General features: G+C 69.0%; 15 protein-coding genes and 1 tRNA gene. 4 read left to right on the forward strand and 12 right to left on the reverse strand.

Annotated features, from left to right (window positions below):
* Window positions 1-4: 4 nt before the first annotated feature.
* The 5 genes from C8P66_RS06250 to C8P66_RS06270 form a co-directional block, all read right to left on the reverse strand.
* Window positions 5-1,297, reverse strand: a complete 1,293-nt coding sequence (locus C8P66_RS06250; RefSeq protein ID WP_111397289.1) for an ABC transporter substrate-binding protein — start codon at window positions 1,295-1,297, stop codon at window positions 5-7.
* A gap of 26 nt (window positions 1,298-1,323) precedes the next feature.
* Window positions 1,324-2,292 (reverse strand): ABC transporter ATP-binding protein, encoded by a 969-nt coding sequence (locus C8P66_RS06255; RefSeq protein WP_111397290.1) that lies wholly within the window; start codon window positions 2,290-2,292, stop codon window positions 1,324-1,326.
* Window positions 2,293-2,446: 154 nt separating this feature from the next.
* Window positions 2,447-2,521, reverse strand: a tRNA-Val gene (locus tag C8P66_RS06260).
* Between the two features lie 73 nt (window positions 2,522-2,594).
* Window positions 2,595-2,804, reverse strand: coding sequence for a DUF2783 domain-containing protein (locus tag C8P66_RS06265; RefSeq protein WP_111397350.1), 210 nt, complete (start codon window positions 2,802-2,804; stop codon window positions 2,595-2,597).
* Entirely contained in the window at window positions 2,804-4,414 is a 1,611-nt protein-coding gene (locus tag C8P66_RS06270; protein WP_211314044.1) for an FAD-dependent oxidoreductase, read from the reverse strand. The genes C8P66_RS06265 and C8P66_RS06270 overlap by 1 nt, the downstream gene beginning before the upstream one ends.
* Before the next feature lie 132 nt (window positions 4,415-4,546).
* On the opposite strand from C8P66_RS06270, the gene C8P66_RS06275 reads away from it, so the two are divergent.
* The gene (locus C8P66_RS06275; RefSeq protein WP_146422736.1) at window positions 4,547-5,239 is read left to right on the forward strand and encodes a hypothetical protein; all 693 of its coding nucleotides are present in this window, start codon (window positions 4,547-4,549) and stop codon (window positions 5,237-5,239) included.
* Between the two features lie 44 nt (window positions 5,240-5,283).
* On the opposite strand, the gene C8P66_RS06280 is transcribed toward C8P66_RS06275, so the two are convergent.
* Complete coding sequence (locus C8P66_RS06280; RefSeq protein ID WP_111397293.1) at window positions 5,284-7,608, reverse strand: xanthine dehydrogenase family protein molybdopterin-binding subunit; 2,325 nt, start codon at window positions 7,606-7,608, stop codon at window positions 5,284-5,286.
* Window positions 7,609-7,982: 374 nt separating this feature from the next.
* Here C8P66_RS06280 and C8P66_RS06285 point away from each other — a divergent pair, with 374 nt between their 5' ends.
* The gene (locus C8P66_RS06285) at window positions 7,983-11,123 is read left to right on the forward strand and encodes a CheR family methyltransferase (protein WP_111397294.1); all 3,141 of its coding nucleotides are present in this window, start codon (window positions 7,983-7,985) and stop codon (window positions 11,121-11,123) included.
* A gap of 142 nt (window positions 11,124-11,265) precedes the next feature.
* Here the strand turns inward: C8P66_RS06285 and C8P66_RS06290 are convergent, their stop codons facing one another.
* Genes C8P66_RS06290 through C8P66_RS06305 form a run of 4 tightly spaced genes read right to left on the reverse strand, consistent with a single transcriptional unit; the run spans window position 11,266 to window position 17,561 of the window.
* Complete coding sequence (locus C8P66_RS06290) at window positions 11,266-14,397, reverse strand: efflux RND transporter permease subunit (RefSeq protein ID WP_111397296.1); 3,132 nt, start codon at window positions 14,395-14,397, stop codon at window positions 11,266-11,268.
* A 9-nt stretch (window positions 14,398-14,406) separates the two neighbouring features.
* Complete coding sequence (locus C8P66_RS06295) at window positions 14,407-15,573, reverse strand: efflux RND transporter periplasmic adaptor subunit (RefSeq protein ID WP_111397297.1); 1,167 nt, start codon at window positions 15,571-15,573, stop codon at window positions 14,407-14,409.
* A gap of 57 nt (window positions 15,574-15,630) precedes the next feature.
* Entirely contained in the window at window positions 15,631-16,218 is a 588-nt protein-coding gene (gene leuD / locus C8P66_RS06300; RefSeq protein ID WP_111397299.1) for a 3-isopropylmalate dehydratase small subunit, read from the reverse strand.
* Window positions 16,218-17,561 carry a 3-isopropylmalate dehydratase large subunit gene (locus C8P66_RS06305; protein WP_111397300.1) on the reverse strand — a complete coding sequence of 448 codons (1,344 nt, stop codon included), beginning with the start codon at window positions 17,559-17,561 and terminating at the stop codon, window positions 16,218-16,220. The genes leuD and C8P66_RS06305 overlap by 1 nt, the downstream gene beginning before the upstream one ends.
* Before the next feature lie 60 nt (window positions 17,562-17,621).
* Here C8P66_RS06305 and C8P66_RS06310 point away from each other — a divergent pair, with 60 nt between their 5' ends.
* On the forward strand, window positions 17,622-18,509 hold the full coding sequence (locus C8P66_RS06310; protein WP_111397301.1) for an SMP-30/gluconolactonase/LRE family protein: 888 nt from the start codon (window positions 17,622-17,624) through the stop codon (window positions 18,507-18,509).
* A gap of 9 nt (window positions 18,510-18,518) precedes the next feature.
* Here C8P66_RS06310 and C8P66_RS06315 read toward each other — a convergent pair whose 3' ends face one another.
* Window positions 18,519-20,678: a DUF4214 domain-containing protein gene (locus tag C8P66_RS06315; protein WP_111397302.1), complete on the reverse strand. Its 2,160-nt coding sequence runs from the start codon at window positions 20,676-20,678 to the stop codon at window positions 18,519-18,521.
* Window positions 20,679-20,857: 179 nt separating this feature from the next.
* On the opposite strand from C8P66_RS06315, the gene C8P66_RS06320 reads away from it, so the two are divergent.
* Entirely contained in the window at window positions 20,858-21,838 is a 981-nt protein-coding gene (locus tag C8P66_RS06320; protein WP_111397303.1) for a Bug family tripartite tricarboxylate transporter substrate binding protein, read from the forward strand.
* Between the two features lie 80 nt (window positions 21,839-21,918).
* On the opposite strand, the gene C8P66_RS06325 is transcribed toward C8P66_RS06320, so the two are convergent.
* On the reverse strand, window positions 21,919-22,308 hold the full coding sequence (locus C8P66_RS06325; protein ID WP_111397304.1) for a hypothetical protein: 390 nt from the start codon (window positions 22,306-22,308) through the stop codon (window positions 21,919-21,921).

Consider the following 22,308-nt stretch of genomic DNA (forward strand, 5'->3'; position numbering starts at 1 on the left):
CGCCTCAGGACGCGATGAACTCGTTCCACTTCTGGACCATGTAGCGGTCCTCGCTCATCACCGAATTCCAGCAGGCGACCGCGCCCATGCGTTCGGTGAAGGAGCCGCCGTCGCGCACCGTGCCGGCCTTCTCCATCAGCTTGCCATCGGGGGCGAGGATGTCCACGGCGGCGGGTTTGCCTTCCATCCAGAAATCCCATTCGGCCGGGCTCATGAAGTTCTTCGCCGTGTCCAGCACGGCGGAGTAGTAGCCCTGCCGGTTCAGATAGGCGCCGGTCCAGCCCGAGAGATACCAGTTCAGGTATTCATAGGCCGCATCCAGCTCCAGCCCCGAGACATGCTTGGCGATGCCGAGACCGCCGCCCCAGGCGCGGTAGCCTTCCTCCAGCGGCTGGTAGGTGCAGGCGATGCCGCGCGAGCGCACGGCGGCGACCGCGGGGGACCACATCGACTGGATGATGACCTCGCCCGAGGCCATGAGGTTCACGCTCTCATCGAAGGTCTTCCAGAAGGCGCGGAACTGGCCGGCGCGCTTCTGTTCCATCAGGAAGGCGGTGGTGCGGTCGATCTCCGCCCGCGTCATGTTGCCCTTGTCGGCGTAGCGGAGCTGGCCAAGGCTCTCCATCACCATCGCCGCATCCATGATGCCGATGCCGGGGATGTTGAGGATCGAGGCCTTGCCCTTGAAGGCCGGGTCAACAAGGTCCTTCCAGTTGCGGATCGGGCGGCTGATCAGATCCGGGCGGATGCCGAGGGTGTCGGCATTGTAGATCGTCGGGATCAGCGTCATCCAATCCGTCTGCTGCGGCTGGAAGGCGGTGGCGGTCTTGTTGGCGACGAAGCCCACGGTATGCGGCGCGGTGCCCTGGGCGATGTTGCTCGTCGGCGTCAGCCGGCCCGTCGTGAAGATCGGCACGATCTTGTCGGCATTGGTGATGCGCTTGCGGTCGATCGCCTGCATGTTGCCGACCGGATAGACCTTCTTGATGGTCATGTATTCGATGTCGGCGATGTCGAAGCTGCGCGCCTGAGTGGCCGCGCGCTGGGCCAGCGCATCCGTGTCCATCACCGTCAGCTGCAGGGTGATGCCGGTGTCCTTCTTGCACTGCTCGGCGATGGCGTTCAGCCCCGAGACGCCGGTGCCGGCCTGGCGCAGCGTGATGTTGCGGATGTTCTGCGCCCAGATCGTCGGGAAGCCGGTGATGGCCCCCGAGCCGATCGCCGCCCCCGCGAGGGCGAGCGCGCCGCGACGCGTGGGGCCGGCTTTTTTGCCAGCGTTCCTGGTCATGTCCGTCATGCTGTCTCTCTCCTCCAAATCGCCGGTCACGCGGCCAGGGCGTGCTCGTCGGCGGCATTCCAGGTCAGGGTCGCGGCCTCGCCGAGGGCGATCGGCGGGGTGCTGTCGGGCAGCATCGCCTCGGCCTCGGTGCCATCCTCGGCGACGACGACGATCCGCATCGCGGCGCCCAGATACTCGACCGCCCGCACATGCCCGTGGTGGCGCGGCCCTTCCGCCCCATCATCCAGGCGGCAGCGGTCGGTGCGGATGGAGATCGCCTGCGCGCCCCGCGCCAGCACATTGTGGCCGCCGATGAAGCGGGCGACGAAGGCCGAGGCCGGGCGCTCGAAGATCTGCCGCGGCGGGGCGGCCTGCACGATGCGGCCATGGTCCATCACCACCGCGAGGTCGGCCAGCGCCATCGCCTCCTCCTGGCTATGGGTGACGTGGATGAAGCTGATGCCAAGCTCGCGCTGCAAGCGCTTCAGCTCCTCCCGCATCTTGGCGCGCAGGAAGGGGTCGAGTGCGGACAGCGGCTCGTCCAGCAGCAGCACGCGGGGTTCGGTGATCAGGGCGCGGGCCAGCGCCACGCGCTGCTGCTGCCCGCCGGACAGCTGCGCCGGCAGCCGGTCCGCCAGCGGGCCGAGATGCACGAGGTCGAGGAATTCATCCGCCCGCCGCAGCCGCTCGGCCTTGGCGACGCCGCGCATCCGCAGGCCGAAGGCGACATTGTCCCGCGCCGAGAGGTGGGGGAACAGCGCATAGCTCTGGAACATCATGGCGGTGCCGCGCTGGGCGGGCGGCAGGGTGGTCACATTGCGGCCGGCGAGCAGGATCTCGCCCTCGCTGACCATCTCATGCCCCGCGATCATCCGCAGCGTGCTGGTCTTGCCGCAGCCGGAGGGGCCGAGCAGGCAGGTATAGGAGCCTTCGGGGATGGCGAGGTCGATGCCATCCACCGCCAGGGCCGAGCCGTAGCGTTTGGTGACGGCGACGAGTTCCACATCCCTCACACAGTGACCCTCCACCTTACCAGTTCCGTGAGGCTACCGGGCGGGCGGCGAGGGCTGCAACTGCGGGTTGGGCGCGGCGGCCGGCCACGATGGCGCGCCACATGCTGCATTGCCGAAGAACGGCACAGATCGCACAAATCGGATGCAGAGGAGGTGGTGGGCGCGACAGGGATTGAACCTGTGACCTTCCCCGTGTCAGGGGGACGCTCTCCCGCTGAGCTACGCGCCCACACTCGGGACGTCACCTACTGTGCCACGCCCGGCTCGGCAAGCGCTTCCGGCGCATATATGCGTCACCAATCTTACAGGCCCGATTCAGGGCCGGGTTTCGCGGCCAAAGCGATGGCGGCGCGCAGCACCTCGGCATCGCCGATGTGGTTGGCCAGGATCAGCACCAGCCGCGCGTCCAACCGGCGGGAGGCCGCCTCGTCCAACCCCTGATGCGCGGCCAGAAGCGCCTCCAGCAGCCCGTCCGGATCGGCCAGCCGTGGCGTGGTGTTGAGCCTGGGCATCATCCCCTCCCCATCGCGCGGTCATGGGCGGCGGCGATCCCCGCGGCATCCAGGGTCAGGAATCGGGCCACCACATGCTGGTCCGGCCGCAGCAGCACCGCCGGCGCCCCGAATCGGGCCGCGGCCAGCCCGGAATGGTCGTGCAGCGCCCCGCGCATCGGCTCCGGGGTGATGAACAGCGGCGTGACGCGGGGGGGCAGGTCCAGCGGCCGGGGGGCGGCGAAGACCAGCAGGCAGAAGCCGGCCCCCAGATGCCGCAGCAGCCAGCCTGGCACGCCCTCCTGCGCCACCGGGGCATCGGGGGCGGGGGTGCCGGGGCCGGCGCCGTGGTCGAAGCCGTCGGGGGTGTTCAGCGGGCTGCCCGCCAGCACCGCCGGGCGGGACAGCCGCCCGGAATTCACCAGCGGCCGGGCGAAGGCGTGATGCTCGGCCAGATCCAGCACGGCGTCGCGATAGGCCTGGGCCGCCGGGGTCTTGGGGCTGATGAAATCGGTGCTGCGGGTGGAATGCAGGATGTTCTCCGCCGCCGCCGGGACGCGTTCGGCATCATAGCTCGCGATCAGCGCCTCGCCGGCCTCGCCGCGCAGCACCGCCGCCAGCTTCCAGCCGAGGTTGTCCGCATCCTGGATGCCGCCATTGCCGCCGCGCGCCCCGAAGGGGCTGACCTGATGCGCCGAATCGCCCAGGAACACGGTGCGGCCATGGACGAACCGCTCCAGCCGCCGGCAGCGGAAGCTGTAGACGCTGACCCATTCCAGCCGGAACGGCACCCCCGGCCCCAGCATGCTTCGCACCCGGGCGGTGACGCGATCGGGGTCGCGCTCCGCCTCCGGGTCCGCCTCCCAGCCGAGTTGGAAGTCGATCCGCCAGAGGTCGTCCGGCTGCTTGTGCAGCAGCACCGACTGGCCGGGGTGGAAGGGCGGGTCGAACCAGAACCAGCGCTCGGTCGGGAACTCCGCCTGCATCACCACATCGGCGATCAGGAAGCGGTCGCGGAACGCCCGGCCGGTGAAGGGCAGCGCCAGCGCCTCCCGCACGCGGGAGCGGGCGCCATCGCAGGCGAGCAGCCAATCCGCCTCCAGCACATAGCCGCCGGCGGGGGTCTCCACCGTCAGGGTCGCGCCATCGGGGCGGGGGGACATCTCGGCCAGGCGGTGCTTCCAGCGCAACTCGACCAGGCCGGTGGCGGCGCAGGCCTCAACCAGCCAGGCCTCGGCGTAGTATTGCTGGAGGTTGATGAAGGCCGGGCATTCATGCCCCGCCTCGGGCAGCAGGTCGAAGCGATAGGCCTCGCGGTCCTGGAAGAAGACGCGGCCGTGCTGCCAGGTCACGCCCTTGGCCAGCATCGCCTCGCCGAGGCCGAGGCGGCAGAAGATTTCCAGGGACCGCTTGGCGAAGCAGATCGCGCGCGAGCCCACCGACACGGTGTCGTCGTCATCCAGCACCACCGAGGCCACGCCCCGCCGCGCCAGATCCAGCGCCAGGGTCAGCCCGACCAGACCGGCGCCGATGATCACCACCGCCCGCTGCTCCGGGCCGCGCGGCGGGGGCGGGGAGGCGTAGCGGGGGGGCTGGAACGCCGGCCGGCCCGGTTGCTCGACGCCGCTCAAACCCGTCCCTCCCCTGCTTTCCAGGACAGTGGCCCTGCGTGGCGGGCGGGGAAAGGGGCGAGGTGACGCGGGCGTGCTTGGCCCCGCGCCGCGGCAGGGGATAGGCTCCGCTCTCCGTTCCAGGAGCCTGTGATGCTGCGACGCCTTGCCTTGATCATCGCCCTTCTCGCCGCCGGCCTCGCCCAGAACCCGGCCCTGGCCCAGAAGCCGGCGCCGGGCCAGGCCCCGGCCACGACCGCCGCTCCGGCCGCGAACGGCGATCCCTCCTTCACCCTGGTCAACCGCTCCCGCTTCGCGATCCTCGAAGCCTATGTCTCATTGGCCACCGAGACCGCCTGGGGTCCCGACCGCCTCAGCACGGCGGTGGTGGCCCCCGGCGCGAGCCTGGCGCTGACGCTGCCCGCCGGCGCCTGTGGCTATGATGTGCGGATCGTCTACCAGGGTGGCCCACCGCCGGAAGAACGCCGCGGCATCGATCTCTGCCGGGTGACGGAACTGGTCATCACCGGCCGCCCGGTGCGTGCCGAGGGTCCACGCGGCAAGGGCGAGCCGGCGGAGGCGGCGGTGCCGACCGGCAACCCCTCCTTCAACCTCGTGAACCGCAGCGGGCAGGTGATCCAGCAGGCCTTCGTCTCGGCCGCGGTGATGGCCGACTGGGGCCCGGATGTGCTGGGCACCGAGGTGCTGGCCAATGACGCGCATCTCGCCATCCGCCTGCCGCAGGGCGACTGCCTCTATGATGTGAAGGTGGTCTACGAAGGCGGGCGGACCGAGGAGCGGCGGGCGGTGAACACCTGCGACATCGCCAACCTCATGTTCCAGTAAGGCGGGACGGGGGGGGAGCGGTCGCTCCCCCCCCCCCGTCCCGATCAGGCGGCGCGGGCCAGGGCCAGCGCCTTCCACACCGTCTCCGGCGTCGCCGGCATGTCCATATGGGTGATGCCGTCGCCCGAGAGCGCATCGACCAGCGCGTTCATCGCGGCCGGCGGTGAGCCCACCGCACCGGCCTCGCCCGCGCCCTTCACCCCCAGCGGGTTGGTGTCGCAGGGCACCTCGATCAGATCGACCTCGATATCCGGCAGGTCGATGGCGCGCGGCATCGCGTAATCCATGAAGGAGGCCGAGAGCAGCTGCCCGCTCTCAGGGTCGTAGGAGGTCCGCTCCAGGAAGGCCTGGCCGATCCCCTGCGCCACGCCGCCATGCACCTGGCCACGCACGATCAGCGGGTTCAGCGCATGCCCCACGTCATCCACCACGAGGTAGCGCGGGATGGCGATATGGCCGGTCTCGGGGTCCACCTCGACCTCCGCGATATGGCAGCCGTTGGGGAAGGTATGGGTGGGGATATCCGCCACCTCGGCCGCGTCCAGCAGGGTCGCGTCCAGCCCGGCGGCGACCTTGGCGCGCTGCCCGGCCGCCAGTTCGATGATGTCGATGAACCGGTCGGTGCCGACGACGGTGAAGCGGCCCTTGTCGAATTCGATATCGACGGTCGCGGCCTCCAGCGCCTCGCCGGCGGCCTGGCGGCCCTTCTCGATCACGGTGGCGGTCGTCGCCATGATCGCCGTGCCCTCGGAATAGAGCGAGCGGGCGCCGCCGGTGCCACCGCCGCTGGGCGCGGCATCGGTGTCGCCCTGCAGGATGCGGATCTTGTCCATCGGGATGCCGAGTTCATTCGCCGTCAGCATGCTGTAGGCGGTCTCATGCCCCTGGCCGGTGGACTGGGTGCCGACGATGACATCGACCATGCCATCCTCGGCGAAGCGGACCTCGGCGCGTTCGGTGGGCGCGCCGCCGGTGGCCTCCAGGTAGTAGGCGAGGCCGATGCCGCGTTTTTGGCCACGCGTCGCGGCCTCGGCGCGGCGGGCCGGGAAGCCGGCCCAGTCGATGCGGGCCAGCGCCGCGTCCATGACGCGGGAAAACTCGCCGCTGTCGTAGCGCTGCGCCATCGCCGAGGTGAAGGGCATGGCGGTGGACGGGACCATGTTGCGCCGGCGCAGCTCGATCCGGTCGATCCCGGTCTCCCGCGCCGCCGCATCGATCAGCCGTTCGACCAAATAATTGCTCTCCGGCCGCCCGGCGCCGCGATAGGCGTCCACCGGCACGGTATTGGTCAGCACGCCGATGACATGGGCGTGGATCGACTGGAAGCCATAGACCGAGGCCAGAACCTTGGTCCCCGCCATGGTCGGGATGAAGGGGCCGAAGGTGGAGAGGTAGGCGCCCATCCCGGCATGGTTCGTGGTCCGCATGGCGAGAAACTTGCCCTCGGCATCCAGCGCGATCTGGCCTTCGGTGATATTGTCGCGGCCCTGGGTGTCGGAGAGGAAGGCCTCGGTGCGTTCCGAGATCCAGCGGACCGGCCGGCCCAGTTCGCGCGCCGCCATGCAGCACAGCGCATATTCGGCATAGAGAAAGATCTTCATGCCGAAGCCACCGCCGACATCGGGGGTGATGACGCGGAAGCGGTCGGGCGGCAGCTTGAACACGCTGCTGGCCAGCAGGTTCTTCACCAGCCATGAGCCCTGGGTGCCGGCATGCAGGGTAAAACGCCCGGTTTCGGCATCGAATTCGGCCAGGGCCGCGCGGGCCTCCAGGCTGTTCACGACGACCCGGTTGTTGACCACCGTCAGCCTGGTGACATGGGCGGCCTTGGCGAAGAGCGCATCGGTCGCCGCCTTGTCGCCCACATCCCAGTCGAAGCAGATGTTGTTGGGCGTGTTCGGCCAGACCAGCGCGGCGCCCGGCAGATGGGCGGTGGCGAGGTCGGTCGCGGAGGGCATCACCTCGTAATCGACCATGATCGCCTCGGAGGCATCGCGCGCGGCCTCGGTCGTCTCGGCCACGATGAAGGCGACCGGATCGCCGACGTGGCGGACGAACTCCTTGGCCAGCCCATAGCGCGGGGTTTCGGCGCGGGGCGTGCCGTCGCGGTTCTTCATGGGCACGGCGCAGGGGATCTCGCCGAGGCCCAGAGCCTCCCAATCGGCATAGGTATAGACCGCCAGCACGCCCGGCATGGTGCGCGCGACCGTGGTGTCGATGGCGCCGAGCTTCGCATGGGCATGCGGGCTGCGGAGCACATAGCCCACCGCCTGCCCCGAGCCGACATCGGCGGTGTAGCGCCCATGGCCCAGCAGCAGGCGCGGGTCCTCAACGCGGCGGACGGATTGGCTGAGTCCGAACTTTGCCATGATCTCGTTTCCCTGATGCCCGGTTGTCTTGTGCCAGGAGGATACGCCGTGAACGCCGCTTTGGAAGGGGCGCCGCGAAATGCCACCTCCGCCGGCCTGCCACGGGGGGCGGAGACCGCCCCGTGGATGATGTTTTGGTACCCGGGGCGAATACAACTTTTGCCAACGGATAGCGTTTGATATGAATGGTTTGAGAAAAGACGCAGCCAGAATGACTCGCAAGTCCCAGCCTGACTTACTGTGAGCGCCGGTCGTCAAATCGGCAGAACGCGCAGGCGGGTGGGTAATCGCGGCCATGTCCGACCCCATGCGCGAGGACGGTGTGCGATGTCGCAAACCCACCTTGAAGCCCCTCGCCGCAACGGCAGCCCGCCATGACGGGATTCCCGATCGTCGGGATTGGCGCCTCAGCCGGTGGGATCGAGGCTCTGGAGGGCTTCTTCCGCGGGGTGCCGGCGGCCCCGGGGGTGGCCTTCGTCGTGGTGACGCATCTCAGCCCGGATCGCGAGAGCAGGCTGCATGAGATCATCAGCCGCTACACCACGCTGCCGGTCCATATCGCGGCGGATGGACTGCAGATTGAGACGAACACTGTCTATGTGATGCCGGCGGGCGCGATCCTCGGGATCAGCAGGTCCTGTCTCAGCCTGCGCAAACCGGATGCGAACCGGCGTGAGCGCAAGCCGATCGACATTTTCTTCAGCGCCCTGGCGATGGATCAGGGCGAGCTTGCAGCGGGTGTCGTGCTGTCCGGCGGCGATGGCGACGGCACGCTGGGCGTCAAGGCGATCAAGGAGCGCGGCGGCCTCACCTTCGCCCAATCGAGCGATGGCTACGGTCCGCATTACCCGGACATGCCGGACAACGCGATTGCCTCCGGCCTCGTCGATTTCGCGCTGCCGGCGGATCAGATGGGCGCCAAGCTCGTCGAATGCGCGCGCAGCCTGGAGCCGATCGCGGACGACGACGACGAGACCCCGCCCGCGGCGGACGGCGCGCGGGCGGTGGCGGATGCCCAGCGGGACATCTACGCCATCCTGCGCAACCGGGTCGGCCATGACTTCAGCGGCTACAAGGCCAAGACCTTCCTGCGCCGCGTGCAGCGACGCATGCAGGTGCGCCAGATCCCGCGGGTGGGGCCCTATGTCGACCTGCTGCGGGAGGACCCGAAGGAGGTGGCGGCGCTGTTTCGCGACCTGCTCATCAACGTGACGAATTTCTTCCGCGATCCGGAGGCCTTCGCGAAGCTGGCCGAGATCGTGGTGCCGAAGCTGTTCGAGGACCGGGGCGCCGACGACACCGTGCGGGTCTGGGTGCCAGGCTGCGCCACCGGAGAGGAGGCCTATACGCTCGCCATGCTGCTGCGCGAGCATATGGACAGGTTGAGCACCACGCCGCGCGTGCAGATTTTTGCCACCGACATCGATGAGCGGGCGCTGGGCATCGCCCGCACCGGCCGCTACACCGAGGCGCTGCTGGAAGGTGTCTCCGCCGAGCGGCGCGATCGCTTTTTCACCTCCGAGGACGGCTTCTTCGCCGTGTCGAAGGATCTGCGCGATCTCTGCGTCTTCTCGCCACATAGCGTGATCCGCGACCCGCCGTTTTCCCGCATCGACCTCATCTCCTGCCGCAATCTGCTGATCTATTTCGGCTTGGATGTGCAGAGCCGGGTCGTCCCCATCTTCCATTACGCGCTCAACCCCGATGGGTTCCTGTTCCTGGGCTCCTCGGAGAATGTCGGCCAGTTCAGCCATCTGTTTGCGCCGCTGGTGAAGAATTTCCGCATCTTCCGGCGTCGCGCGGATGTGACGCCGGCCATCCGCCTGCCCATGGCGATCGACACCCTGCGCCCCGGGCACGCCTTGCCGCGGGGGGCGCCCAAGTCGCCGCTCAGCGGCGCCACCCTGCGCCAGGCGGTGGAGAGCCAGGTGCTGGAGCAGTTCTCCCCGCCCTATGTCGTGGTGAACCGCGAAGGCGAGGTCATCTATTATTCCGCCCGCACCGGGAAATATCTGGAGGCCGCCCCCGGCGTTCCCACGCCGCAGATCCTGAGCATGGCGCGCAAGGGGCTGCGGCTCGATCTTCGCACCACCTTTCGCGAGACCCTCGATACCGGACGCGCCGCGACCACGGGCGGCATCGCGGTGGAGATGGATGACGGCCGCGTGCAGATGCTCACGCTGACCGTGGTCCCGCTGGAGGGGCAGGGCGCATCCGACCAGCTCTTCCTCGTGATGTTCATGGACGACGGCCCGATGCTGAGCCGCGAGCAGGCGCTGGGCCGCCATGCGATCCTTGAGGACGGCAATACCGCGCATCTGGAGCGGGAGCTGCGCGACACGCGGGAACGCCTGCAATCGCTGATCGAGGAATACGAAACCGCGCTGGAGGAGCTCAAGGCCTCCAATGAGGAACTGGTCTCCGTCAACGAGGAGATGCAGTCCTCCAACGAGGAGTTGGAAGCCTCGAAGGAGGAGCTGCAATCGGTGAATGAGGAGCTGCACACCGTCAATGGTGAGCTGAACATCAAGATCGAGGCGCTGGACCAGGCCAACAGCGATCTGAAGAACCTGTTCGAATCGACGGATGTCGCCACCATCTTCCTCGACCGCAAGATGATGATCCGCAGCTTCACCCCCGCGGCCACCAAGGTCTTCTCCATCCTGCCGGCGGATCGCGGCCGCTCGATCGCGGATTTCTACAGCCGCCTGAGGATGCCGGATTTCGAGGAGGATGCCCGGTTGGTGCTCGCGGAGGGGCGATCGATCGATCGCCGCGTGACCGATGAACAGAACAATGCCGACTACCTCGTCAGGCTCGTGCCCTATCTGAACAGCGGCAAGGAGATCGAGGGCCTCATCGCGAGCTTCGTCAATGTCACCACGCTGACCGAGTCCGAGCGGCGGCAGCAGGTGCTGATCGCCGAGTTGCAGCACCGCACCCGCAACCTGCTGACGGTGGTGCAGGTCATCGCCAGGCAGACGGTCGGCCAGGGGCTGCCGCTCGAATCCTTCACCAGCCGGGTGGCCGCCCTGGGCCGCGTGCAGGGGCTGATCGGCCAGGCCTCGCGCGATCAGGTGGATCTGGCGGAGATCGTGCGCCTGGAGCTCAAGGCGCATGCGGCGCTGGAGGATGATCGCGTGACCGTCGCGGGCCCCTCCGTCCGGCTCAACCTCGAACAGGTGCAGGTTGTCGCCCTTGTCCTGCATGAGCTGACGACGAATGCCGTGAAGCATGGGGCGCTGAGCGATCATGGCGGGCATCTGGATGTGCTGTGGGACATCGAGCGGGAGGGGCCGAGCCTGGTGCTCGACTGGAAGGAAAGCGGCGTGTCCGTGCCGCCGGACCCCTCTCACCAGGGCTATGGGCGTGAGCTGATCGAGCGCGCCGTCGCCTTCACGCTGCAAGCCAAGACCGAGTTGACCTTCGGCCAGGACGGTATCTCCTATCGGATCGAAGTGCCGCTTCCCCGCGCGTCGCACCAGAGCAACGGCGCTGACACCACTCATCCGTGACCGCGCGGCGAACGGTCCTATGCCATTGCCGAGCATCTCGCCGAATGCGGCGTGGGCTTCGTCTGCATGACGGGCTTATGGCAGCGAGGCCCGGCTGCTTCGCACCCTGGAGATCCTGCTGGATGGGGCGCCCCGCCGAGAGTCAGGCCGCGGGCTTGCGGCGGAACCAGCCCTTGACCCGTTCGCGTGTGGATTGGACCACGACGTAGAGCATCGGGATCATGAAGATCCCGACCAGCGCCGCCCCCAGCATCCCCCCGAACACCGCCGTGGACACCGCCCGGCGCGACAGCATCGCCGCCCCGGTGGCCCAGACCAGCGGCGTCAGCCCCAGCACGAAGGCGATCGAGGTCATCATCACCGCGCGGAATCGCATCCGCGCGCCGGTCACCGCCGCCTCGCGGATCGGCAGCCCGGCCTCGCGCTGCTCCTTGGCGAATTCGACGATCAGGATGCCGTTCTTGGCCGCCAGCGCCACCAGCACGATCAGCCCGATCTGGGCATAGACATCGAGCGGCAGCCCCGCGACCAGAAGTGCCACGAAGGCCCCCAGCCCGCCGACCGCGATGGAGAGCAGCACCGGGATCGGAATGCTCCAGGATTCATACAGCGCGACCAGGAACAGATAGGCGAAGAGCAAGGCCAGGGCGAGGATCACCGAGGTCTGCCCCGCCGCGAGCTTTTCCTGATACGCGGTGCCGGTCCATTCGAAGCCGTAGCCCGCCGGCAGCACGCGCCGCGACAGGGCCTCCATCGCCGCCAGCGCATCGCCCGAGCTGACCCCCGGCCGCGGCGCGCCGTTGATCGAGATCGCGCGGTAGTTGTTGTAGCGCGAGATCGTCTGCGGCCCGAGCACCGCCCGCACATCGGCCACCGCCCGCAGCGGCACCATCTCGCCGCGCGAATTGCGGACGTTGATGCGCCAGATGTCGTCCACATCGTTGCGGTCGGCGGCCTCGGCCTGGATGTTCACCTGCCAGGTGCGGCCGAACAAATTGAAGTCGTTGATGTAGTAGCCGCCCAAGGTGGCCTGCAACGCGGTGAAGATGTCGCTGATGCGGATGCCGAGGGCGCTTGCCTTGTCGCGGTCCACATCCAGGAAGAAGGACGGCACGTTGGCCGCGAAGGTGGAGAAGACGGCGGTCAGCGCCGGGTCCTGGTTCGCCGGCACGATCAGCCCGAACATGGTCGCGCCCAATTCGACCGGCGAGCGCCCTTCGTAGTCCTGCAACACGTATTCGAAGCCGCCGCCGGTGCCGAGGCCGATGATCGGCGGCAGGTTGAAGGCGAAGACATTGCCCGCCCGGATCCCCTGCACCGAGCCGAACAGCCGCCCGATCCCCGCCTGCACGGAATCACCGACCCCGGTGCGATCGGCGAAGGGCTTCATCCGCGCGACGACGAAGGCGGAGTTGGGCTGCGCGCCGCCATCGATCAGGCTGAAGCCGACGATCGCCAGCGTGCCCTGCACGGCAGGGTTCTGCTTCAGGATCTCCTCGACCTGCTTCACCACGTCTCGCGTGCGGTTGACGGAGGCGGCGGGCGGCATTTGCACCTGCACGAAGAAGGCGCCCTGGTCCTCCTGCGGCAGGAAGCCCGAGGGCGTGCGCAGCGAGATCTGCCAGATGCCGATCCCGAAGGCGACCGTCAGCAGCAGCGACAGCGCCGATATCCGCACGAGGCGCGCGACCCCCCCGGCGTAGCGGTCCCGCGTCCAGTCGATGCCGCGCATGATGCGGCCCATGACGCCGCGCCGCGGCCCGTGATGCGGCCGCAGGATGACGGCGCAGAGTGCTGGGGAGAGCGTCAGCGCATTCAGCGCCGAGATCAGCATCGCCGCCGAGATCGTCACCGCGAACTGGCGGAACAATTCCCCGGACAGCCCGGGGATGAAGGCGACCGGCACGAAGACCGAGAGCAGCACCAAGGTGATGGCGACGATCGGGCCGGTGATCTGGCTCATCGCGAGCTTGGTCGCATCGGCGGGCGAGAGGTCTGGGTGTTCGTCCATCACCCGTTCGACGTTCTCGACCACGACGATCGCGTCATCCACGACGATGCCGATGGCGAGCACCATCGCCAGCAGCGAGACGGTATTGGCCGAATATCCGATCATCAGCAGCACCGCGAAGGTGCCGATCAGGCTGACCGGCACCGCGATGGTCGGGATCACCGTCGCGCGCAGATTGCCGAGGAACAGGAACACCACCAGCACCACCAGCACGAAGGCCTCAAGCAGGGTCTTGGCGACTTCGGTGATGGTCTCGCTGACGAAATCGGAGGTGTCGTAGAAGACGTTGTAGTTCACCCCGCTGGGGAAACGCTGCTTCAGCTCCTCCATCGCCGATTTCAGCGCGGCCGAGGCATTCACCGCATTCGCCCCGGGCGAGAGATAGACGCCGAGTGCTATGGCCGGCTGGCCGTTGAAGCGGTTCTCGGTGTCCATGCTCGCGGCACCCAGCTCGACGCGGGCGACATCGCGCACCCGCAAGGTGCTGCCATCGGCATTGGCGCGGATCACGACATTGCCGAACTCCTCGGGCGTGACCAGCCGGCCGCGGGTCTCGAGGTTGATCTGGAAGGCCTGGTCGTCAGTGGTCGGCCGCCCGCCGAGGCGCCCCACCGCCGCCTGCACGTTCTGCGACTGGATCGCGGTGATGATGTCGGAGGGCGTGAGGTTCAGGGCGATCAGCCGATCGACCTCGAACCAGATCCGCATGGAATAATCCTCGGCACCGAAGACGCTGACCGAGCCGACGCCAGGCACCCGCGACAGCCGGTCCAGCATGTTGATGGTGACGTAGTTGGACAGGAACAGCGGGTCCTGCTCGCCCGTCTCGGAATAGACGAACATGAACATCAGCACGGCGGAGGATTGCTTGCGCACCGTCACGCCATTGCGCTGCACCTCGGTCGGCAGGCGGGCGAGGGCGGCCTGGACGCGGTTGTTGACGTTGACCGTCGCGATATCGGGGTTGGTGCCCAGCGCGAAGGAGACGTTCAGCGTGTAGCTGCCGTCATTGCCGCTGTTGGACTTCATGTAGAGCATGCGGTCCACGCCGTTCACGGCGCTTTCCACCACCTGCCCCACGGTCTGTTCCACCACCAGCGCCGAGGCGCCCGGGTAGCGCGCGGTGACGCTGACCTGCGGCGGCACGATGTCGGGGAATTGCGAGACCGGGATACGCAGCAGCGACAACCCGCCGGCGAGCGTGATCAGGATGGCGAGCACGATCGCCATACGCGGGCGATCGACGAAAATCGAGGCGAACATGCGCGGCGCCTAGCCCCGGCCGCCCGCGGGTCTCGCGGCGGGCGCGGCCGGGGCCGCGACCGGGGCGGCATTCACCACCTGGCCGGGGCGCACGCGCTGGATGCCCTCCGAGATCACCATGTCGCCGACCGCGAGCCCGTCCTCGACCACCGCGGTTTCCGGCGTCGAGCGGCCGAGCTTGATGTTGCGGCGCTGCGCCTTCTTCTCCGCATCCACGATGAAGACATAGGAGCCGCCCTGGTCCTGCAGCACCGCCGCGCGGGGGATCACGATGGCCAGGACCGGCTCCACGCCCTCGACGAAGACGGTGACGAACTGGCCGTCGATCAACTCGCGGTCGCTGGCGCCCGGCCGCACCGGATTGGCGACGGAGGCGCGGATCAGGATGGTATCGGTGCTGCGGTCGATCTGGTTGTCGATGAAATCGACGCGCCCCTGGGTGCCATAGATCCGCCCATCCGACAGCCGCACCCGCACCACCAGGGCGGCGACGCCGCCACGATCCTGGTAACGGTCGCGCAGCTCCAGCCCCTGGCGCTGGCTGACCGGGAAGGCGATGCGCATCGGGTCCTGGCTGACGATGGTGGCCAGGGCTTCGGAGGTCGGCCCCACGGTATTGCCGACCGCGAAGGTGCTGCGGCCGATCTTGCCGGCGATGGGGGCGGTGATCTCGGTATAGGCGAGGTTGATCTCCGCCACCCGCACATTGGCCCGCGCCGCCGCCACCTGGGCCGCCGCCGAACGCTCATTGGCGGTCGCGTCATCCACCCGCGCCTGGGTGCCGGCGGGGGTCCGCAGCAGGTCGCGGCCGCGTTCCAGCACGATGCGGGCATTGACCAGCGTCGCCTCGGCCGCCGCCAGATTGGCGCGCTGGCGGGCCAGCTCCGCCTCGAACGGCGCGCGCTCCATGCGGAACAGCACGTCGCCCACCGCGACCTCCTGGCCCTCGGTGAAGACGCGTTCCTGCAGGAAGCCGGTGACGCGGGCGCGCAGTTCCACGCGGTCGACCGCCTCCACCCGCCCCACGAACTCGACGCTTTCCGTCACCGGGCGCTGTTCCGCCGTCACCACCCCGACCGCGGGCGGGCCCTGCGGGCCGAATTGCGCCAAGGCCGGGGAGGCCAGCCCAAGGGCCAGCGCCACCGCGACCATACGGGAAAGTGGACGGAACGACATTGTGGGGACACCTAAGATACAGTCGGGGCGGAGGGTTCACCGCGCTGCCGCGCCGCGTCAAGCGGAATGCCGCCCTGCCTCCCAGGCGGTGATTCGATCCAACAAACCCAGCGTGTAACCGATCTCATCGACCCCGCGCAGCAGGCAGTCGCGGGCAAAACCCGGCAGGGTGAAGGGATGGCGCTGCCCGTCCGGCCCGGTCAGAACCGCCGCCGCAAGGTCCACCGTCGCTTCCGCCCCCGGGGGTGCGGCGCGCAACGAAAGCACGGTCTCCTCCTCAAGCCGGATCGGAAGCAGACCGTTCTTGAGGGCATTCTGAAAGAAGATGTCGCCGAAGCCGCTGGCCACCACGCAACGGAACCCCCCGGCAAGCAGCGCATAGACCGCCGCCTCCCGCGACGAACCGACGCCGAAATTGCGCCCCGCGACCAGGATGGTGGCGCGGTCGTAGGGGGCTCGGTGCAGCACGAATTCCGGGTCCGGCGCGCCATCGGGACGGGCGCGCAGGTCGTGGAACAGCCAGCGATGATACTCTTCGTCACGCGGTTTGCGGAGGAACCGGGCCGGCAGCAGCTGGTCCGTGTCCACATTGTCGCGGGCGAAGGGGGCGAGGAGCCCGGTGTGCGCCAGGAATGGCTCGGGCATCAGGCCGCCACCAGCCGCCCGGCCAGGGCCGAGGCCGCCGCACTCGCGGGGCTGACCAGATGCGTCCGCGCCCCCCGGCCCTGGCGGCCCGGGAAATTGCGGTTGGAGGTGCTGGCGCAGCGTTCGCCCGCCGGCACCGTCTCGCCATTGGTGCCGACGCAGAGCGAGCAGCCGCTCTCCCGCCATTCGGCCCCGGCCTCCTGGAAGATGTGGTGCAGCTCCTCGGCCTCGGCGGCGCGCTTCACCTCGCTGCTGCCGGGGGAGATGAGCATCGGCACCGCGATCCTGCGCCCGCGCAGCACCGCGGCGGCGGCGCGCAGGTCGGAGAGGCGGCCATTGGTGCAACTGCCGAGGAAAACGCGGTCGATGCCCAAGGACGACAGGGGCTCGCCCCCCAGGAGGCCCATGTAGTCGAGGCTCCGCGCCCAGGCGCTGGCCCGGGCGGCATCGGGGGCGTCGGTGACGCGGGGGACGCTGGCGGCGAGCGGCACGGCCTCCTCCGGGCTGGTGCCCCAGGTCGCCATCGGCCGCACCGCGCCCGCATCCAGCGTCACCTCCCGCGCCCAGACGGCATCCTCGTCCGAGTGCAGGCCCGCCCAGCGTTCGGAGACCTTCAGATAGGCGGCGGTGATCGCATCGGGGGCGATGATGCCGCTGCGGGCACCGGCCTCGATCGCCATGTTGCACAGCGTCAGCCGCGCCTCCATCGGGAGTGCGGCGACCGCGGCACCCGCGAATTCGATCGCATGGCCAAGCCCGCCGCCGGTGCCGATCCGGGCGATCAGCGCCAGGGCCAGATCCTTGGCGGTGGCGCCCTGGCCGAGGCGGCCGGTCATCACCACCCGCATCTGCGCCGGCAGCGCCTGCCAGATGCATTGCGTCGCCAGCACATGCGCGACCTCGCTGGCGCCGATGCCGAAGGCCAGCGCGCCGAGGGCGCCATGGGTGCTGGTATGGCTGTCGCCGCAGACGACGCTCATGCCCGGCCGGGTCAGCCCGGTTTCGGGGGCGGCGACATGCACGATCCCCTGGCCGCGATCGGCCAGGCGCTGGACGGTGGTGCCATGCGCGCGGGCATTGGCCTCGAAGGTCTCGACGATGCCGCGGATTTCCGAATCGGCGATGCCGTCGAGGCTGCGGCTGTCGGTCGGCGCGTAATGGTCGCCATAGCCGAAGGTCAGGTCTGGCCGGCGCAGCGGCAGGCCGCGGGCGCGAAGCTGGTTGAAGGCGTGGAAGGAGCCTTCGTGGAAATAGTGCCGGTCGATGTGGAGCAGACGCAGCCCATCCTCGCGCGCCACGACCGTGTGGTCGTCGAAGAGTTTCTCGATGAGAGTCCTGCCCATCGACGAAGCTTGGAGCGCCGCCATCTGGACGGCAAGTCTGAGTGGCGGCAGCCTCTGCGAATGTGGACCCAACCCCCGCGCGTGCTCCAGGCATCGCTGCTCTCCCGCCTTCCCGATGCCCAGCGCCGTTTGCGCCGCAGCGCCTGGGCCGATGCCAACCGTGGCGGCCAGCCGGTGGACTCCTTCCTGGAAGGCCCCTGCTTCGACGAGGACGGCACGCTGTTCTGCACCGACATCCCGCATGGCCGGGTATTCCGCGTGGCGGGCGCGAATTGGGAGACCATCGCGGAGTACGATGGCTGGCCCAACGGCCTGGCCCCGCGCGGGCGGGAGCTGCTGGTCGCCGACTATCGCCACGGGCTGCTGACCATGGACAGCCACACCGGGGCGATGGCGCCGGTGCTGGAGACCATCCAGTCCGAGGGGTTTCGCGGCCTGAACGATGTGATCTGCCACCCGGATGGCTCGACGCTGTTCACCGACCAGGGCCAGACCGGGCTGCAGGACCCGACCGGCCGGGTCTATCGCCTGCATGGCGACGGGCGGATCGACCGGCTGATCGCCAACGGGCCGAGCCCCAATGGCATCGCGCTGAACCGGGCCGGCACTGTCGTCTATGTCGCCATGACCCGCTCCTGCGAGGTCTGGCGTTTTTCGTTGCGCGCGGATGCGGTGGTGGCCAAAGCCAATCTGTTCCTGCGCATCCCGGCCGGCACCTCGGGGCCGGATGGGATGGCGGTGGATGCCTATGACCGGCTCTGCGTCGCCAATCCCGGCCATGGCCAGGTCTGGGTCGCCGATCCGCATGGGGTGGTGACCCATCGGATCGACTGCACCGCCTTCGGCCGGATGCCGACCAACTGCGCCTTCGCGCCCGATGGCCGGACCCTGGTGATCAGCGAGAGCCAGTCGGGCAGCCTGCTGATGGTGGATCTGCCGCCGCCCTGACCCCTTCGGTCAGGCGAAGGCCACACCCGCCTCCGCGCCGCCGCCGCCATAGATCAGGGCATCGGTCAGCGTCGCGAATTCCTGGCTCGCGGCCACCATCTCGGCCACGCCCGCCCGGTCGATCCGCGCCTCGCCGAGCAGCGTGGTCCAGAACCCCAGCCCCTCCGCATCCGCGGCGCGGCCCAGGGCCGTCGTGTAGAGGTGTTCGACGAACACTGCGTCATCGGTGCCGCCGAAGCGGGGGGCGGCCTCGTCGCTGGCCAGGATCGCGTCAAACACGCGGTCCAGCGCCAGCCCGCCTTGGGCGATGGCGCTCCCCCAGCCCAGGAAGCCATCCAGGTCCGGCGCGCGGCCGAGCAGGGCGTGATAGGCGCGGGCGAGGGTGGTCCCCGCCGCATCGGCGTCCCACAGGCCCAGCCGCAGCAGCGGCGCGATTTCGGCCGCTGCCTCCTGCGTCGCGGCGAAGTCCACGAGCAGGTGGTCGCGGCCGGTGTGCCCAAGCTCATCGAGCCAATAGGCGGTGCCTGTCGCATCGCCGGCCTCGCCGCGCAGGTTGAGGTACAGCCGGTCGATGAACTGATGGTCCGAGAGCGGGCCGAGGGCGGCGAATTCCGCGCTGCCGAGCAGGGACGCCGCCAGCCCCTGCGCGCCGGCCGCGACGGCGTCGATCGCCATATCCAGCCCATGCGCCTCCGGCGCCCGGCCCAGCGCCAGGGCGTAAAGCTTCGCGGCCAGCGCCGCCGCGCCATCGGCCGCGAAGGAGAGGCGGCCATCGGCGAACGCCGCCGCCTCGATGCTCAGCAGCGTATCGGAGCGTTCTCCCAGGCTCAGCTTGGTATTGCCGTCCGGCTCGATCGTGGCGAGCCAGCCGCGATGGCCGAGGCTGCTGAACAGCGCGATGTCGAAGCCATCCCCGCCGTCGAGAAAATTCTCGCCCGCGCCGCCATCCAGCCGGTCATTGCCGCCGAGGCCCCGGATCAGGTCGCTGCCACCATTGCCCGCCAGCAGGTTGCCGGCCGCATTGCCCCGGATCAGGTCGTTGCCCTGGGTGCCGCGCAGGTTCTCGATCAGCCCGCGCGGGTCATCCTCGAACAGCAGCGCACTGGCGACATTGCCCCGCGCCCAGATCGGAAAGGCGGAGGCCAGGCTGCCGCCGCCGAGATTGGCGGTCTGGGCGGGCGAGAAGCTCAGCCAGCCGCCCGGGGACAGGTCGAGGTCGGTGAAGCCGTCCGGGATGCCGGCGTAGTTCGACAGGTCGTAGGTGTCCTCGCCGCCGCCATCCCAGATGGTGCGGAAGATGCGGTTGGCCTGGGGCGGGGCGTCATCGCCACCCGGGCGGCCCTGCGGCACGCCATCGATGCTCATCTCCCCGGTCGCGGGGTTGAAGCTGTAGACGGTGTTCCCGGCCTGATGCGCGTAATTGGCGCCGTACATGGTTTGCAGCGCCTGGATGTCGTCCTGCATCAGGCTCTGCGGCTCGCCCCAGGGTTCCGATATCCCCGCCCCCGAGGACTCGGACCCGATCGCGACGGCATAGGTCATGACGGTGAATTCGACGGAGTTGCGCTCGGCCGGCGCGCGATTGAGGTTCAGGGGAATATAGGCATAGCCCTCGCTCGGAGCGCTGAGCTGATGCGGATGCTTGAGCCCGAGCGAATGCCCGATCTCATGGATCAGCGTGGACCAGTCGTAGTTGCCCAGCAGCGGATTGCGCGCATTGCCCCGGAAGCTGTCCTCCAGCAGCACCGCCTCGACGCGGTAATCGTTCAGCCAGGGAAAGAAGGCGACGTCCGACAGGTCCGGGCCGGAGGTGAATTGCGCGATCTTGATGGTGGTATCGAGGTCGTTGGCGTCGCTCGCCTGGGTGAAGCGCAGCCCGCTGACGGCGCTGAACTGCTCGGCGAGGATCACCGGGACGGCGGCCTGGATGGCGGCATTGGCCGCGACGAAGGCCCCGGGCGTCGCGGCGATCGGGGTGTCGAGGGTGTAGGCCGTCCATGGCGTCGCGAAATCCCAGGCGGAGATCTCGCTGGGGAAGCTGTAGGTCAGCTCCAGCGTGTTCCACTTCAGCCCGGTGAGGACCGCATCCACCCGCTGGATGCCGGTGAACGGCTGAAGGATGCCCGACACCGCATCGGTCGGCACCACGTCGGCGGAGGGCAGCCCCATTTTTCTCTTCCTGATCCTGAGTTCGGATCGGGACAGGGTAACGACAGGCCTCGCGGCGACAATCGTGGCGCAATAGATTTTCTTGCGCCAGGCGATAGATATTTTCGCATTGTTGCACGACTTGATCGCCGGGCCGAAACGTTCCTTACATTAGGCAAAAAACCAAAGGGGAGGATCACATGGCAAATCACCAGGGGCTGTCGCGTCGCGCCGTGCTCGGCGCCGCGGCGCTGGCACCCGCGGCCGCCTGGGCGGAGGAGTCCTGGCCCAGCCGCCCCATCCGCATGGTGCTGCCCTATTCGGCGGGCGGGGCCACCGATGTGATCGGGCGGCTGATCGCGGACCGGATGTCGCAGCGCCTGCCGCAGCGGGTGGTGCTGGAGAACCGCACCGGGGCCGGCGGCTCCATCGGCGCCTCCTTCGTCGCCAAGAGCGCGGGCGATGGCCACACGCTGCTGTTCCACAATATCGGTCACGCGGTCACCCGCGCGATCTACCCGACGCTGGATTACGACCCGGCGAAGGACCTCACCGCCGTCACCATCGTGGCCGAGAGCCCCATGGTGCTGCTGGTGCCGCCCGGCTCGCCCTACCGCACGCTCGCCGATCTGGTCGCGGCGGCCAAGGCGGCGCCGGGGCGGCTGACCTATGGCAGCACCGGCGGGGGCGGCGCCTTGCAGCTCGTGTCGCTGCTGTTCCTGCGGGCGGCCGGGGTGGAGATGCAGGAGGTGCCCTATCGCGGCGGCGCGCCAGCGGCACTCGACCTCGCGAACGGGTCGCTGACCATGCTCTACGATGCGGGGCTGACCGGCTTTGCGCTGGCCATGGGGGAGCGGGCGCGGGCGCTGGCGATCTCGGGCCCGGCCCGCAGCCCGGTGATGCCGGAGGTTCCGACCATGGCCGAGCTCGGCTATCCGGACGCGACCTTCATGGTCTGGCAGGCGATCCTGGCGCCGGCCACGACGCCGGCCCCGGTGCAGGCGCGGATCCAGCAGGAGGTGGCGGCCGTGCTGGCCGAACCGGCGGTGCGGCAGCGCCTGGCCGAACTCGGCGCCGAGCGCGTGGTCGGCAATACGCCCACGGAAGCGCAAGCCTTCGTCATCGAGGAAATGACTCGATGGGAGGCGATTTTGCGGAACGCCGGCGCCCGGGGCGGCTAAAGCATGTTCAAGTCAGGCGGACTCGCCGGCAGTTGCAGGGAGCGCGAGCGAACGGAACCGCCCTGGCCCCGGCGCTATCCTTACCTGTAGCCATAGCCGTAGGGCGGCGCCGGATAGACCGCCACCGGCGGCTCGGCATAGTAGCCGCGGTGATAAGGGGGCGGCGGCGCGTAGACCACGGGCGGCGCATAATAGACCGGGGGCGGGGGCGGCGCGTAATACACGGGCGGCGGCGGCGCGTAATAGACCGGCGGCGGCTCATAGACCACGGGCGGCGGCGCGGCATAGGCGCGGGGCACCAACAGCGTGCCGATGGCCACCCCGGCGCCAAGGCCCAGGATCGCCCCGATCGCGGCCCCGCCGCCACCACCACGGTGGCCACCATGCCGGTAGTAGTCGCCCGCCTGGGCCGGCGCGGCCAAGGCGGTCGCGGCGGCGGCAATGATCAGAAGCTTCCGAATATGATGCAT

The sequence above is a fragment of the Humitalea rosea genome (genome assembly GCF_003253705.1).
GTDB lineage: Bacteria > Pseudomonadota > Alphaproteobacteria > Acetobacterales > Acetobacteraceae > Humitalea > Humitalea rosea.

Excerpts from the sequence above, each read along its gene's own strand:
- C8P66_RS06250 (WP_111397289.1), bottom strand. The coding sequence starts at position 1,297 with ATGACGGACATGACCAGGAACGCTGGCAAAAAAGCCGGCCCCACGCGT.
- C8P66_RS06265 (WP_111397350.1), bottom strand. The coding sequence starts at position 2,804 with ATGCCCAGGCTCAACACCACGCCACGGCTGGCCGATCCGGACGGGCTG.
- C8P66_RS06275 (WP_146422736.1), top strand. The coding sequence starts at position 4,547 with ATGCTGCGACGCCTTGCCTTGATCATCGCCCTTCTCGCCGCCGGCCTC.
- C8P66_RS06280 (WP_111397293.1), bottom strand. The coding sequence starts at position 7,608 with ATGGCAAAGTTCGGACTCAGCCAATCCGTCCGCCGCGTTGAGGACCCG.
- C8P66_RS06285 (WP_111397294.1), top strand. The coding sequence starts at position 7,983 with ATGACGGGATTCCCGATCGTCGGGATTGGCGCCTCAGCCGGTGGGATC.
- C8P66_RS06290 (WP_111397296.1), bottom strand. The coding sequence starts at position 14,397 with ATGTTCGCCTCGATTTTCGTCGATCGCCCGCGTATGGCGATCGTGCTC.
- C8P66_RS06295 (WP_111397297.1), bottom strand. The coding sequence starts at position 15,573 with ATGTCGTTCCGTCCACTTTCCCGTATGGTCGCGGTGGCGCTGGCCCTT.
- leuD (WP_111397299.1), bottom strand. The coding sequence starts at position 16,218 with ATGCCCGAGCCATTCCTGGCGCACACCGGGCTCCTCGCCCCCTTCGCC.
- C8P66_RS06305 (WP_111397300.1), bottom strand. The coding sequence starts at position 17,561 with ATGGGCAGGACTCTCATCGAGAAACTCTTCGACGACCACACGGTCGTG.
- C8P66_RS06310 (WP_111397301.1), top strand. The coding sequence starts at position 17,622 with ATGTGGACCCAACCCCCGCGCGTGCTCCAGGCATCGCTGCTCTCCCGC.
- C8P66_RS06315 (WP_111397302.1), bottom strand. The coding sequence starts at position 20,678 with ATGGGGCTGCCCTCCGCCGACGTGGTGCCGACCGATGCGGTGTCGGGC.
- C8P66_RS06320 (WP_111397303.1), top strand. The coding sequence starts at position 20,858 with ATGGCAAATCACCAGGGGCTGTCGCGTCGCGCCGTGCTCGGCGCCGCG.
- C8P66_RS06325 (WP_111397304.1), bottom strand. The coding sequence starts at position 22,308 with ATGCATCATATTCGGAAGCTTCTGATCATTGCCGCCGCCGCGACCGCC.